15 protein-coding genes and 1 tRNA gene are annotated in these 13,889 nt (G+C 63.4%); 4 read left to right on the top strand and 12 right to left on the bottom strand.

Going from position 1 to position 13,889, the window contains the following annotated elements:
* Position 1 precedes the first annotated feature (1 nt).
* The 12 genes from ENJ54_07965 to ENJ54_08020 form a co-directional block, all read right to left on the bottom strand.
* Positions 2-763, bottom strand: a complete 762-nt coding sequence (locus tag ENJ54_07965) for a TIGR00266 family protein (protein HFC09764.1) — start codon at positions 761-763, stop codon at positions 2-4.
* A 30-nt stretch (positions 764-793) separates the two neighbouring features.
* A complete protein-coding gene (locus tag ENJ54_07970; GenBank protein ID HFC09765.1) occupies positions 794-1,570 on the bottom strand; it encodes a glucose 1-dehydrogenase in 777 nt (258 codons plus the stop codon).
* 77 nt (positions 1,571-1,647) lie between these two features.
* Positions 1,648-2,994 (bottom strand): hypothetical protein, encoded by a 1,347-nt coding sequence (locus ENJ54_07975; GenBank protein HFC09766.1) that lies wholly within the window; start codon positions 2,992-2,994, stop codon positions 1,648-1,650.
* Entirely contained in the window at positions 2,984-4,066 is a 1,083-nt protein-coding gene (locus ENJ54_07980; protein ID HFC09767.1) for an NYN domain-containing protein, read from the bottom strand. Before ENJ54_07980 ends, ENJ54_07975 begins: the two co-directional genes overlap by 11 nt.
* A gap of 78 nt (positions 4,067-4,144) precedes the next feature.
* Positions 4,145-4,873, bottom strand: coding sequence for an HAD family hydrolase (locus ENJ54_07985; protein ID HFC09768.1), 729 nt, complete (start codon positions 4,871-4,873; stop codon positions 4,145-4,147).
* Between the two features lie 67 nt (positions 4,874-4,940).
* Positions 4,941-5,150: a hypothetical protein gene (locus tag ENJ54_07990; GenBank protein ID HFC09769.1), complete on the bottom strand. Its 210-nt coding sequence runs from the start codon at positions 5,148-5,150 to the stop codon at positions 4,941-4,943.
* A 24-nt stretch (positions 5,151-5,174) separates the two neighbouring features.
* Entirely contained in the window at positions 5,175-5,612 is a 438-nt protein-coding gene (locus ENJ54_07995; GenBank protein ID HFC09770.1) for a cyclic nucleotide-binding domain-containing protein, read from the bottom strand.
* 54 nt (positions 5,613-5,666) lie between these two features.
* On the bottom strand, positions 5,667-6,734 hold the full coding sequence (locus ENJ54_08000; GenBank protein ID HFC09771.1) for a response regulator: 1,068 nt from the start codon (positions 6,732-6,734) through the stop codon (positions 5,667-5,669).
* A 33-nt stretch (positions 6,735-6,767) separates the two neighbouring features.
* Positions 6,768-7,409, bottom strand: coding sequence for a helix-turn-helix domain-containing protein (locus tag ENJ54_08005; GenBank protein ID HFC09772.1), 642 nt, complete (start codon positions 7,407-7,409; stop codon positions 6,768-6,770).
* A 274-nt stretch (positions 7,410-7,683) separates the two neighbouring features.
* The gene (locus ENJ54_08010; GenBank protein ID HFC09773.1) at positions 7,684-8,115 is read right to left on the bottom strand and encodes an Hsp20/alpha crystallin family protein; all 432 of its coding nucleotides are present in this window, start codon (positions 8,113-8,115) and stop codon (positions 7,684-7,686) included.
* Positions 8,116-8,205: 90 nt separating this feature from the next.
* Positions 8,206-9,060 (bottom strand): class I SAM-dependent methyltransferase, encoded by an 855-nt coding sequence (locus ENJ54_08015; GenBank protein HFC09774.1) that lies wholly within the window; start codon positions 9,058-9,060, stop codon positions 8,206-8,208.
* Positions 8,978-9,739, bottom strand: a complete 762-nt coding sequence (locus ENJ54_08020) for an enoyl-CoA hydratase/isomerase family protein (protein HFC09775.1) — start codon at positions 9,737-9,739, stop codon at positions 8,978-8,980. The genes ENJ54_08015 and ENJ54_08020 overlap by 83 nt, the downstream gene beginning before the upstream one ends.
* 100 nt (positions 9,740-9,839) lie before the next feature.
* Here ENJ54_08020 and ENJ54_08025 point away from each other — a divergent pair.
* The 4 genes from ENJ54_08025 (at position 9,840) to pstS (ending at position 13,307) form a co-directional block, all read left to right on the top strand.
* Positions 9,840-9,912, top strand: a tRNA-Pro gene (locus tag ENJ54_08025).
* Between the two features lie 71 nt (positions 9,913-9,983).
* Complete coding sequence (locus ENJ54_08030; GenBank protein HFC09776.1) at positions 9,984-10,763, top strand: response regulator transcription factor; 780 nt, start codon at positions 9,984-9,986, stop codon at positions 10,761-10,763.
* Positions 10,764-10,767: 4 nt separating this feature from the next.
* Positions 10,768-12,126 carry a PAS domain-containing protein gene (locus ENJ54_08035; protein ID HFC09777.1) on the top strand — a complete coding sequence of 453 codons (1,359 nt, stop codon included), beginning with the start codon at positions 10,768-10,770 and terminating at the stop codon, positions 12,124-12,126.
* Between the two features lie 74 nt (positions 12,127-12,200).
* The gene (pstS, locus tag ENJ54_08040) at positions 12,201-13,307 is read left to right on the top strand and encodes a phosphate ABC transporter substrate-binding protein PstS (protein ID HFC09778.1); all 1,107 of its coding nucleotides are present in this window, start codon (positions 12,201-12,203) and stop codon (positions 13,305-13,307) included.
* The last annotated feature ends 582 nt before the right edge of the window (positions 13,308-13,889 follow it).

Genomic DNA, 13,889 nt, shown 5'->3' on the forward strand with positions numbered 1-13,889 from the left:
GCTACGAACCGCTCAACAAATTACCCAAAAGGTCGCCGCCGATGCCATCCACGCCTTTCTTTTCGCCCACTTGCTTGTGGGTAGCCGCGAGGATGCGGTCGGCCAGGCGGGAGAGCGGCAGGCTCTGCAAATAAACTTTCCCCGGCCCGCGCAGGGTGGCGAGGAAAAGCCCTTCGCCGCCGAAGAGCATGTTCTTGAAGCCCTTCATCAGTTGGATGTTGTAATCGACGGTGGTGGAAAAGCCCACAATGCAGCCGCTATCGACCCGTAGGGTTTCACCCGCTGCCAGTTGCTTTTCGAGCACCGTGCCACCTGCATGGATGAAGGCCAGTCCCTTGCCTTCCAGCCGCTGAAGTACGAAGCCCTCACCGCCGAACAGCCCGGCACCCAGCCGTTTGCTGAAAGCCACCGTGACGTCGATGCCCTGTGCTGAGCAAAGGTAAGCGTCGCGCTGGCAAATGAACGAGCCACCTTCCGCTGTCAGGTCCAGCGACACGATCTTGCCGGGGTAAGGCGCAGCAAAGGCCACGCTGGCGCGACGCTGCCCCCGGTTGAGGAAGGTGGTGATGAAGAAACTCTCGCCAGCAAAGGCGCGCTTGAGGCCCTTCAGGAATCCGCCGCCGGTGCTGGTTTCCATTTCGATGCCGTCTTCCATGAACGTCATCGTCCCCGTCTCGGCGCGCACGCCTTCGCCGGGGTCGAGGATGATTTCCACCATCTGCAAATCGTCGCCGTGTATCCGGTAATCCACTTGGTCGGCCACTCGAGCCTCCTTGTTTTGGGAAAGGGTAAACTAACTGACTTTGCCGGCAGCCCAGCGCTGGCCTCCGTCGAGCACCAGGGCCTCGCCGGTGATGAAATCGCTGGCAGGGGAAGCCAGGTAAAGCGCCGCGGCGGCAATTTCTTCCGGCGACGCCATGCGCTTTGCCGGGATGGTTGCCAGCACTTTTTCGCTCAGGGCCGGGTTATCCCACAGTGCCTGGCTGAAGCGTGTCTTGACCAGGCCGGGGGCAATGGCGTTGACCTGGATGTTGACTGGCGCAAGTTCCAGCGCCAGGGCGCGGGTCAGCATGATGACGGCGGCCTTGCTGGCACTGTAAACGCCCATGCCTTCCAGCGGGGTAAGCCCGGCAATGGAGGCGATGTTGATGATTTTGCCGCCGCCGCGCGCCTGCATGTGCGGCACCGCCGCTTTGACCGTGCGAAAATAGCCCACCACGTTGACATCCAGAATTTTATGCCAGTGGCTCTCTTCAGCGGTCAGCAACGGCCCAAAATGCGGGTTGGTGGCGGCGTTGTTCACCAGGATGTCAAGGCCGCCAAACGTTTCCACGGCGCGGGCGATCAGGTGGCCCACGGCTTCGCTGTTGCCAGTGTGGGCGGCCACGGCCAGCGCCTGCCCGCCTTGGGCACGGATGGCCTCGGCCACCGCATCCACGGCTTCCTGCTTGCGGCTGGAAACCACCACTGCTGCACCGGCGGCAGCCAACGCTTCGGCAATCGCCCGCCCGATGCCGCGCGAGGCGCCAGTAATGACGGCAACTTTGCCTTCCAGGTTCGTTGTGTTCATCATGCACCTCCTGGAGTGATTATACAGCATTCCCCCTCGCAAGCGGCGTGTGGGTCAGGGCATTCCTTGCTGAAGGGTCATTCGTGTGGGGCGTTGGCTGCACGCAGCAAGGCCTCGGCGGCGGCCCGTGTGGGGGCAAAAGCCCAAACGGTGCGCTTCTCGGTCGCGCTGTAACGCAGCACCGCCGCACCGTGGGGGCTTTCCCAGTACAGCACCCGATACGCCCGCCCGGCTAACGGCCCATACCGCCCGCGAGCGTAACGCACGAAAGCCCGCACGAAATTCGTTGCGTCGGTGCCTTCGGCCCAATGCACATCGGCGAGGAAGGCGAGTTGCCCGGCAGGGCCGTGGAACGTAGCCCATGCCCCGCCCCGCCACCCGGCGGTGTTGTTCAGCGCGTCGCTGCCGTCGAGGCGGGCGTCAGGGTGTATGCTGGCGGTCAGCATGAGATAGAGCAGCCATTCGCCGCAAACGCCCCGGGCGTCTTCCTGCCAGCCTTTGCCCAGCGCGTTGGTGAGGGCGTCGGCGGCGGGTAGGGGGACGGCTTCGGGTGGCGCGGCAGGATAACTTTCGGGGTGCAAAATCTGGGCGGTGGCCAGCGGTGGGTGAGCAAAGGCCGCGTCGATACTCGCCCACCCATTTTGTTGGGAAAGCGCATAGATGAAGGCAAAGCCCCATTGCGCGGCGAATTGCTGCTGTTTCACCACCGCGAGGGGAAGTGCTTCGGGAGAGGCAATGAGGGGCGCGTTGCTTTCGGCCAGGGCTTGCAGGTCGTCGGGAGAAGCGTAAGCGAACAGCCACAAGGTTTCGGTGTAAGCCGCGTCGCCTTCGGCCAGGGCTTGCAGCGCGGCGCACTGATCGGCGTCGTTGCCGCAGGGTGGCAGGGCATGCTCGCGGAAGCGCAGCGCGCGGGCGTAAGCGTGGACATATGCCAACCGCAGCGGCGCGGTCAGCCCTTGGGGCGAGGTGAGGAAGATGGTCTGAGAGGCGGGGTCGAAAAAGGCCAGGGCGCGCTCGGCAGGGGCGTTCCACACCTGGGGGGCGAGGTCGGCGTCGGCGGGCAGCAGGTCGAGGGCGCGCCAGGCGGTGATGTGAGGGGGTGCGGAGGTGGGGAAAGCCTGTTGCCGCCGTTGGGTGTAGGCTTCGGGCGGCAGCACCACCCGCCGCACCGCCGCGGTTTTTGTCAACCCCCGCAAGGCGCGCACCTGGCTCTCGAGCGTGTCCAAGGCGGCGGCGAGGGAAGGCGAAGGCGCGCCGTAAGGTGTGGGGGTGGAAGAAGGCCGCGCGGTGGGGGTGGGTGTGGAGAGCGGGGTGGGCGTGATGGTGGGCGTGGGGGAAGGCCAGGGCGTGGCTGGCCCGCAGGATGCCAGCACGATGCCCAACCCTGCCAGCAGAAGCAGACCTGCGAAAAACCTACGCGCCACCATGCCCTCCTTCGTCGGCAACAGCCAGCAGGGCGCGGACGGCGTCGAGGGTCACGCGCGGCTGGGTCATGTGGCCGTCGGTCAGCACGCCCAGGGCTACCAGGCGTTGCAGCAAACCCTTTGCCTGGCGGTTGGAAAGCCCCAGGCGGGCGCGCAAGGCCCGCCGCCAGTAAGGGCGGTCGGCGCGCGGCGGGGCTTCCCGGGCAATGTGGTGGACTGCGGCCAGCAGGCGGGCGGTTTCCACCAGGGCAGGGCGGCTTTCCATGGGCTGAATTTTGCCATACAGCCGCTCGCTTTGCAGCGAAATGCACGGGATGCCGGAGGGGCTTTCCCACAAATCAACTTTGCCCGCGCCCTGAGCCCGCCGAATGGCCTCGGCGGCTTTTTCAGGCCCCAGCAGCGCCTCGACCAGCGCCACCGGAATGGCCGTGCTGAATTCCCGCCGCAGATTCCCGACCAGGGCGGCTAACGCTTCGGCCTGGTCGGCCTCTTCTTGCGGGGTGGGGGGCGCTTCGGGCTCCGGTTCGGGTTCCTGCTGGGTGACGGCGAAATCGAGCAGGTCGAACTCGGTTTGAATTTGCAGGCTCAGCGAGGGAGAATCGGGGTCGGCGGCGAGGAAAACGACGTCGAACCCCATGTTCCGCAGGGTGCGGCCAATGGCGGTGAAGGCGTGGTCGCCGCTGCCGAGGATGTAAATGTCGGCAGGGCGGGTGGCAACATGCCGCCCCACTTCGAAGGCCAGCCGCATGTCGGCGTAGTTGCGGATGACGAACTTCTTGCCCTTGTGGCGGCCAAACTGCTGCTGGCGGGCGCCCCGGCTGAGAAAGCTCTGGGCGTCGATGACCGTTGCCACCCGATTGAGCCCGCCGATTTGGGGGTTGTAGTGGGTGAAGTTGGCGACGGCGATGAAATCTTCCCGTGCCAGTTGGCCGTAGTTTTCTTCAATGTAATCCACCAGTTGCTCGAAGTTCAAGCGAGGGGAAGCGCCGAAAGGGCCGTGCCGCCCCACGGTGCGCCGCTTGAGGGTTTGGTAGAAGTTTTCGAAATCCAGAAACAGCGCGACGCGCGACATGGAAGTCTCCAGGGCAAGGGTTTTGTGCTGTGAGCCTGCTGGCGGGGCCGTGTGTGAGGCCACTGCGGGGAAGCCGTGCTATTTGGCGGGTGCCTCGGGCGGGGAAAGGAGCGCAGCCGCGAGGTCGGCGGTGGTGGGTAAGATGAGGTTCGCCCCGGCCCGGCGGAGTTCGGCTTCTTCGCCGAAGCCGCAGAGCACGCCCACGGTTTGGGCACCCGCGGCGCGACCGGCGCGAATATCCACGGTGGTGTCGCCGACCATCAGGCAGGCTTCCGGTGGCACGCCGAGGCAGTGGGCAGCCCAGCGCAACGGTGCGGGGTCGGGCTTGGTGCGCTCGCAGGTCTCGGCAGTGGCAATGCAGTTTTGGAAGTAAGGCGTGAGGCCAAAATGCTCCAGAAAGCCCAGGGTGGAAGGGCGCGGGCGGGCGCTGACCACTGCCAACCGGTAATGAGGCGCCAGCGCGGCCAACATCTCATGCACGCCGGGCACAAGGCGGTAAGCGGGTTGTCGGGCAGGCAGGAAAGCCCGCAGCGCACGGGCCAGCTTCAGCAGTGGGGCATCTAAGCCCAGGCGGTCGGTGGCTGCGTAGAGTTCGTTGAGCGGTGTTTCGGAAGCCATCACCAGTCGCCGCGCCAACCTTTCCGGCGCGGGGGTCAGGGGCAGCCATGCCAGCGGCTGCAACCAGCGCGCCAGGCGCGCGACAAGGATGTCGTCGGTATCGCTCAGGGTGCCGTCGATGTCGAAGCAAATGGCCTGAATGCGGTGAAGATCGAGAGGGGTGGCGCGAAAGCGGGACACAGGCAACAACGCTCAAACTCGAGATGTCGCGCAGGCCGCTTTTCGCAGGGGGGCTATGGCCTTCCCGGGGAAGGCGTTAGGCTGGGGATTCGTCGGCCAGCGCGAGGGTGACGTGGAGAAAGTGTACCACGCCTTGCGGCGGCAGGAGTTCGATGACTTCCACAACGCGGTAGCGTTGCCCGTGCAGCACGACCATTTCCCCCACGTGGGGCGCATCGCGACGGGTCAGAATCGCCCCCGCCGCAGGACGACCAGGTACAACGTAACTGACTTTGTAGAGCGCCATACACACCTCCCCCTGAGGTTAGGGCTAAACCATGCTGAGATTGTGGTGCCGAACTTTGAACCCCAAATCGGCGGCAATGTTGCGCATGAGCCGATAGCCCATGCGCGGGTGTGCTTCGCAAAGGGCTAACAGGGCGTCGCGCTCGAAGGCCAGGACGCGGGTCGGTGTTTGGGTCACGACAACGGTGGCAGAGTGGGGGCCGCCATCAACCAGCGTGATTTCGCCAATCAACTGGCCTGGGCCAAGGGCGACCACTGGCCGCGCGGTTTCCCCGGCGTTGACCTGCACTTCCACCATGCCTTCCAGCAGCACGAAGACCTTGCCTTCGTGGCTGCCCTGGGTGACCAGCACGTCGCCCTTGTGGTAAGTTTGTTCTGTGCCCAGGGCAATGAGGCGGCGGATGTCCTCTTCCACAAGCCCATGAAAGAGGATGCACTGGCGAGCCAAACTGATTTCGACCATCGTTTTCCCTCCTAAAGCGATGAGCGCGCCCGGCGCGATGCAACAGCGTCGCGATTAATCTGAAGATTCCTCGCCGGGGGGAGCCAGCCCCAGCCGCTGCGCCTGCTCGTAGGAAAGCACGTCGGGGTTGATGGCGTGGGTTGGCGGTTCGTCGTCGACGGCCAGTTGTTCCCAAAAGTCTTCGGCTTCCTCGGGCGAAAGGCCGTCGTTGAGCAGCGCGAGCAGGTCGTCGCCGCCTTCGGCTGCCTCTTCCAACGCCTCGGTGAGGGGGGGAAAGGCGTCTTGAGCTTCTCGCTGGGAAGGCAGAATTCCCAGGCGTTTCATAACATCCAGCAAGCCGTTGACGGTGCGCTGCATGGCTGCGGCCAGTTCGTCGGGGGAGAGGGTTTTGCAATGCTGGTTGCATACCACCAGCAGGGCATATTGTCGGCTGAGAGAAGTCAGGTGCAGGCGCAGGCCCTCGGCCTGGAGGTGGAAGTGAAAGCGCGGCGCGGGGGTGTGCAACATGCGAGAGACCTTGACGCCACCCGCGTAGAGGGACATCAGGGCTAACAATGTGTCCTGGCTGAGGATGCTATCTAACGCGCCGGCCTGCAGCACCACCCGGCCAACGTCGTTGAGCAGCAAGACAGCCCGCGCCCCCAGGTCGCCCCGCAGGTCGGCCATCAGGTCGGTCATTCGCCCCACGGCGCGCTCTTCTTCTGCGGCCGACAGGCTGACGGGCGCATCGCCCAAGATGCTGCTCACCAGCCCCAGTTTGCGTTCCAGCGCATCCAGCAGGTCGGCCAGTTCCAGCGGCTTGCGGAACCAACCATCGGCCTGCACCTCTTCCGCTGCCGCGCGCAACTCGGCTTCCGGTTGCCCTGAAACCAGGAAAATTTTGATGTCGGGATGACGTTGGCGCAGCCGGCGGGCGACCTCGCGCCCATCCATGCCGGGCAAGCGAAGGTCGATGATGGCGGCGTCCATGTGCTCATGTCGGTAGGCGTCTAACAGGGCCTCTTCGCCGGAAGGCGCGTCGAAGACAGCAAAGTTTTCCCCCAGGGCCTCTACGCCGGCGCGCAGCACCCGCGCCAGTTCGCGATGGTCTTCCACAATCAGAACGTAAAACTGCTCGCTCATGGCAGCCTCTTGGCTTGAAAGGGTGGGAACGTATCAGGCTGCGGGGAAACCTTTATCGTAGGCCTGGTAGGTTTCCAGCATGCTGCTTGCCACATCGGTGACAAAGGACTTGATTTTCTGCATCATTGCTGCCCAAACATGCGGCGATTGCACTCGGGAATGTTCCACCACTTCGACCAGGGCATCGACCACAACGCCCGCGAAGAAGAGGAAAGCCGTCAGTGCTTCACCCTCCGTAAGGCCGCTGCGACGCGCGAGGGTGGCGTATTCGTAGCCCAGGCTCTTGGCTTCTTCAGAGGCGTTGGTGCTATCCCCTGTCAAATAGACCCACAATTGCTGAGCCAGCGCCTGCCCGCGGCGGCGGTATTGGGCCCGTGCTTCGTCACTCAGTTTGCGATACCACGGCAGGGTGCGCACTTCGCTTTGAGCCATTTGGGTGCCTACTTGCCGCAAAAGGGTCTGGATGAAATCGCGCGGAATATCCACTTCGTGGGAAGGGTCGCGGGAAAGCATCCACAATTCCAGTTCGCTGCGGCGGAAGCGGCGGTGGCCGCCATTGGTGCGATGGACGGGGATTTTCCCCTGGTTGGCCCAAATGCGGACGGTGGAGGGATGCACACCGAGAATTTGCGCCACTTCGCTCAAGGTGAGCCATTCTTTCTGAGGCCAGGGCATAATGCGCTCCTTGCAGAGATGTCTGCCTAAGGATACCAGAAAATGAAAGAAACCTCAAACTTTTTACAACTTACGCGCGGTTTTTTGGCGTGGCTGGCCGGGTACTAAAGGGCTATTTCGCGGGCAACGGCGTGGCTTGTGGCCCGGTTTTGGCTTTGCGCCGGGGTGCTCACCGTGAGGCGGTGGCTGGGGTTTGGGGTATCACCCCCCTGCTTAAAGCAAAAAAGCCCCCGCCCAGGGGGCTTTTTTGCGCGCGGCGGTTTTGTGAAAACGGTTATTTCTTGGCCACGACTTTGATTTCTTTCGGACGCACAGCCTCGGCTTTCGGCAGGTGCAGGGTGAGCACACCGTCGGCGATTTCGGCTTTGGCTTTGCCCGGTTCCAGCGGCGTGGGCAGGGTGATGACACGCTTGAAGGGACCGGCGGGGATTTCCTGCAACAGCAATCCTTCGCCTTCCGGCGCTTGGAACTCGCCCGAAAGCACCACCGTGTCTTCCAGCACCTCGATGTGCAGGTCGTCGCTGCTCAGGCCGGGCACCCACGCAATGATGGTGAAGGCGTCGTCATCGGCTTTGACGTTCAGCGGAATGCGTACGCCCCGCTGGCGGGTATCGCTCACCGGCACCACGCTGCTTTCCATCAGGCGGTCCATCGCGTCCATCAACCGCTCCATCCGGCGGAAGGGATCCATGCGATACAGGGTCATAACACACCTCCTTTGTTGGTTTTCTCATCCAACCACCCATAGCATAGCAGAGGCGTGTTAGAAAAATGCAAGCGTGAGATAGGAATTTTGTTAAAGACGCCGGGCGATGACGATCCAGTAAGGCGCATCGGCGGCTGGGGGCGTCTTGTCGAAATCCCCATATTGGGCCAGGGGGTGAAGGCCGGCGGCTTTCAGCCGGGCGAGTTCGGCTTCCAGCGGGGGCAGCCAGTGGGTTTGAGAGGCGGTCTGCCGGGTGGCTGTGCCATCGGGGTGGAGGGTGTCGTAGTGCCAAAACACCCTCCAGCGTTCTTCCATCCGGTGCCAGCCACTGCTCACCTGAACCGGCAAGCCGTTTTTTGGGTGAGGGAAAGCCGTTTCTGGCTCGGCTTCCCCTACGGGGGGCAGGGAAGCCACCAGGCGCGGGTTCGGGGCGCTGAACGCAAACAGCCCGCCTGGCCGCAGCACCCGCGCCACCCCTTGCAGGAATGTGCGCCGCTCGCGCGGTGGCACGGTGGTGTAGGTGTTGCAAGGCAGCACGGCGAGAGGGAACGCCGCGGCCCTGAGGGGCAATGCCCGGAAATCGGCCTGTACCAGCCTCAGAGGCAATCCCTCGCCGCGGGGCGCAAGCCGACGTCGCAGAAAGTTCAACATGCCCGCGTCCCAGTCCACCCCCACAGTGGGTATGCCCGCGGCGGCGATGGGCACTGCCACTCGCCCTGTGCCGCACCCCAAAGTGAGCACCGCCCCGCCGCTTTCGGCGGCCAGACCCTTCCAAAAAGAAAGGTCTTCGGCAAAGGCGCCGTGGTGGGCATGGTAAAGGGCGGGGGGCAGTTTGGCGGCTTTCGGCATGGATTTTCCTCCCTTAGCCGGTGCGTTTGCGGCTGGCAAAGCGGCGCACGGCTTCCACATGCTCAGGCGCGGCCCACAGCGGGGGGAAGAGTTCATGCTCCAGCCGCGCGGCCGTGGCGGGGGGCAGGGTCAGGCCGGCGCGTAGCACTTCTTTGATGGCACGGCTGACGGTGGGGGGCAAGGCAGCAATTCCGCGCGCCAGGTCGAGGGCAGCGGGCAGGGCTTCTCCCGCCGGCACCACCCGGTTGGCAAGGCCATGTTCCAGCGCCTCTTGCGGCGAGAGCACCTTGCCTGTCAGCAGCCATTCCAGCGCGCGGGCGTAACCGACCAGCCGCAGCAAGCGTTGCCCCGCGCCCCAGCCTGGGGTAACATACCAGGCAACCTGCACGAAGCCTAAATCGGCGTTTTCGGCCAGCACGCGCAGATCGCAAGCCAGCGCCACCTCGGAACCGCCCCCACGCGCCGGGCCGTTCACCGCGGCAATCGTCGGGAAGGGCAGGCTTTCCAGCGCGGTGAGGGCGCGGGTCATCAGGCGGCTCATGCGGCGGCCATCGGCCTCGGTGGGGTAGGCGGCCAATTCTTTCAGGTCGCCCCCGGCGATGAAGGCGCGCCCGCCGCCGGTGACCACGAGGGCGCGCAGGTCGGCCATGCGGGCGGCTTCCACGGCTTCGCCGAAAGCCTGCATGGCTTCCCATGAAAGGGCGTTCAGCACCTGCGGGCGGGAAACCTGGAGCAGGCCGACGTGCGGTTCGGGAAAGGTGAGGGTGACAGGCATGAGCACATCCGGGGGAAAAGGGTGAGCAAGGCACAGCGCCGCGAGGCTGCTTGACGCTGCCGCGTGAGGGCATTATACTTGCACTCGCAAACCACGGCAACGGGGCGTAGCGCAGTTGGAAGCGCACCGCGTTTGGGACGCGGGGGTCGGCGGTTCGAGTCCGCCCGCCCCGACTCAATTTTGGCCGTCTCGCACTTCGGGCCATCTGGCACGAGGTGCTTTGCACGGGGGAAACCATTGGGCAATGGCGTGGCTGAGGCTGCGCTGGTGCCTTCCCCCTTTCCCTGAAGGCTCGCCTATGCAGGCCCAAATTTTAGTGGTGGAAGACGACCCCACCTTGCTCGATACCCTCACTTATAACCTCGAAAAACAACATTATGCCGTGGTCACGGCTACCGATGGGTGGCAGGCTGTGGAACTGGCCCAGCAGCACCACCCCGACCTCATCATTCTTGATTGGATGCTGCCCGGGCTGGACGGTTTGGAAGTGTGCCGCTTCATCCGGCAGAAGAGCGCCGTGCCCATCTTGATGCTCACTGCCCGCACGGCAGAAATCGACAAGGTGCTGGGGTTGGAAATTGGGGCCGACGATTACATTACCAAGCCGTTCAGTATGCGCGAACTGCTGGCGCGGGTTAAGGCGCAATTGCGGCGCAGTCGCCTGACAGGCGGGCAGCGCGGCGAGCCTGTCCCGCCGGCGGGGGACGAATTGCCGGTTGCGCTATCGCCACTTGCCTTCGAGGGGCTGGTGATCGACCCTGCCCGCCGTGAGGTCCGGCGAGGGGGGCGGGTGGTGCGCCTCAAGCCCAAAGAGTTTGAACTGTTGCTCTTTTTGGCACGTCACCGGGGGATGGTGCTTTCTCGCGAGCTCATTTTGAAACGTGTCTGGGGGTGGGAATTTAGCGGCGGCAGCCGCACTGTCGATGTGCATGTCCGTTGGCTGCGCGAAAAAATCGAAGACGACCCTGCGCACCCCCAGCGCATCGTGACCGTGCGGGGAGCAGGCTACCGTTTCGAGGGTTGAAGCAATGCGAGGCTTATCGCTGCGGGTAGCGGCCCTGACGACGGCGCTCATGGGGGTGGTCAACGGCGGCATGGCTTTGTTGTTGGTCTCTCCCGTCAATCGAGGGCGCGCCCTGGTGCTGGCGGCGCTGACCGCACTGCTGAGCGGCTTCCTTGTCGGCGCGTTCACCCATCGGTACGCCGCGTGGCTGGCGCGCCTGGAGGGGGCTTTGCAGCGGCTGGCGGAAGGCGATTTCCAGGCCCGCATTTTGGCCCCCCAACGCGCACGTGAGCATGCCTTGCTTACGGCTTTCAACCAGACCGCCGAGCGTTTGCAGGCCCATGCTGCCGGGTTGGCCGAAGTGCAGAGCCGCCTGGCTGCCATCGTTGACCATGCTGCTGAAGGTGTGGTCATTACCGATGCTGCCGGGCATGTGCTGCTCCTCAACCCTGCTGCGGCGCGCCTGCTGCAGGTGGACGCGGCAACCGCCACCACGCGCGTGTTGGCCGAAGTGGCGCCTTTTCCCACGCTGCTTTCGTTGTGGGAAGCCTGCTTGCGTGCCCCCGAAAAGCAGACCGATATTGTCGAGGTGCCTTCACGCGGCCTAGTGTTGCAGGTGACGGGAGTAACCTTTGGGGAAGGCCGCCAGTGCCTGTTGCTTTTGCATGACTTGAGCCGCTTCCGCCAGATGGAAACCATGCGGAGCGATTTCGTCAGCAACCTTTCTCACGAATTGCGCACGCCTTTGGCTGGCATGAAAGCCGTGGTGGAAACCCTGAGCGAAGGCGCGTGGGAAGATCCCCCTGCCGCGAAACGCTTCTTGCGTCACATGGAAACCGAACTGGACAATTTGATTCAAATGGTCGAAGAGATGCTGACGCTTTCGCGGCTGGAATCGGGCCAGGAGGTGCTGCAAAAGGAATGGCTGTGCCCGGAAGACATTTTGCACGAGCCAGTGGCTCAGTTGATGCCTTACGCCAGGCGGGCAGAGGTGGCGCTGGAAGTGCAGTTGCCCCCCGGCCTGCCGCCGCTGCTCGCCGACAGGCGGCGCATTCAGCGGGCAGTGCTCAACCTGGTGCACAACGCCATCAAGTTCACGCCTGCAGGGGGGCGCGTGGTCGTGGCTGCGGTGGAAGGAGCGGACGAGGTGGTTTTTACCGTGCACGACACCGGCCGCGGCATTCCGCCCGATGACCTGCCGCGCATTTTCGAGCGGTTCTACAAATCTCGCGATAGCCAGGGAAGCGGCCTTGGCCTTGCCATTGCCAAGCATACGATCCAGATGCACGGGGGGCGCATTTGGGCTGAGAGTGTTGAAGGGCAAGGCAGTATGGTGGGGTTTGCGTTGCCCAAGGGCGTTGAAGCCCCGGCCGTTTTTTGTTAACCGCATGTTAGCATTCCCTTATCTCGCCGTTAACTTTGCCGTGCTACCATTGCGGTGACAATCACAATCATTGAATGGAGGAGAAAATGCGCAAAGTTTTTCTGTTCATCGTGCTGGCCGGTGCGGCACTGGCCGTGGCTGCCTGCGGCGGCAACGCTGCTTCTGCGGGGAACGGCCAGCAGGCAGGCCCCATTGTGTTGAACGGCGCAGGCGCGACCTTCCCGCTGCCGGTTTACAATGAATGGATTCAAATGTACAAGTCTGTGCAGCCCGATGTCACCATCAACTACCAGGGCATTGGCTCAGGGGGCGGGCAGAAGGCCATCATGGACGGCACAGTGGATTTCGCCGGCTCGGATTCCCTGTTGAGTGAGGCGCAATATCAAAGGATGCCTGACTTGCAAATGCTGCCAATGGTGGCGGGTGCTGTGGTGCCGATTTACAACCTGCCCGAGGTCAAAACGCTGGTCTTGGACGGCCCCGCGATGGTGGGCATTTTCATGGGGAAGATCACCAAATGGAACGACCCCGCCATTACCAAACTTAACCCCGGTGTGAACCTGCCTGACCAGACAATCACCGTGGTGCACCGCTCCGATGGCTCGGGCACGACGGAGATTTTCACTTCTTACCTCGCGGCGATAGACCCGACGTGGAAAGAGCAGATTGGGGTTGGGAAAGCCGTGGAGTGGCCGGCCGATGCAGCCGGTCATGGCGTGGGGGGCAAAGGCAACCCTGGCGTGGCGCAAGCCGTGCAGTCCACGCCTTACAGCATTGGTTACGTGGAACTCGCCTACGCGAAGAGCAATAACATCCCGATGGCGAAGCTGGTCAATGCTGCTGGTAACACCGTGGAAGCCAACGCCGCCACCATGCAAGATGCCATGGCCTCGTTTGCCGATGCTTTCGATGCACATCTGACCGCCGAGATCGTCAACGCCCCTGGTGAGAACGCCTGGCCGATCATGGGCTACACTTACCTCATTGTCCACATGAAAGATTACAAAGACTGCGCCAAGGCCAAAGCGTTGGTGGATTTCATCCACTGGGCGTTGACCGACGAAGCGGCTGCGAAGAAGGCTGCCGACCTCGGCTATGCCACGCTGCCCCCTGCCGTGCAGGAGAAGGTGTTTGCCAAACTGCACCAAATGGAATGCAACGGGCAGAAGGTCTGGCCGTAGAGCCTCTTCGCCTTCTCGCCCCACCCTGCTGCGCCCTTGGGAGGACGAGTAGCCGCGTCATTCGTGGTGCGCAAAGTTGACCCCAGCGTGCCTTTATGGCATAATGAAGGCACGCAAGATGCATGACCCAAAGGCGTCGATGGAGACGAGTAGGTCTGTGACACGCCCACAGCGAGCCTGGAATGGTGGAAGCCGGGCGGCGGTGGCAGGCTGAAAATCCCTCCGGAGCCGCAAACCGAACGGGGCGCAAGCCCCCAGTAGGGGCGCCGATCTCGCCCTCCGTTACCGGGGCGCGGGCATAAGTCTTCCCCCAGGCCGTGCCCGACCGAGTGCCCGCCCACGCCGGCGGGAACCAGGGTGGTACCGCGGGAGTACGCGCTCTCGTCCCTGCTTGGGATGAGGGCGTTTTGTGGTTAAAAGTGTCAGGTGTCAAGTGTCTAAGAGTCTATCCGAAAAAAGCCAAATCGTGCACAATGGAGGCAGCAGCGAATAACACAAAGGCCAAATAGTTTTCCGGTTTTTTGCACCAACGGGTGCGTACACTCCGGCGTTTCACCAGCCAACTTAGGGTGCGCTCCACGA

The organism is Chloroflexota bacterium, from assembly GCA_011322445.1.
Lineage (GTDB): Bacteria > Chloroflexota > Anaerolineae > Anaerolineales > DRMV01 > DRMV01.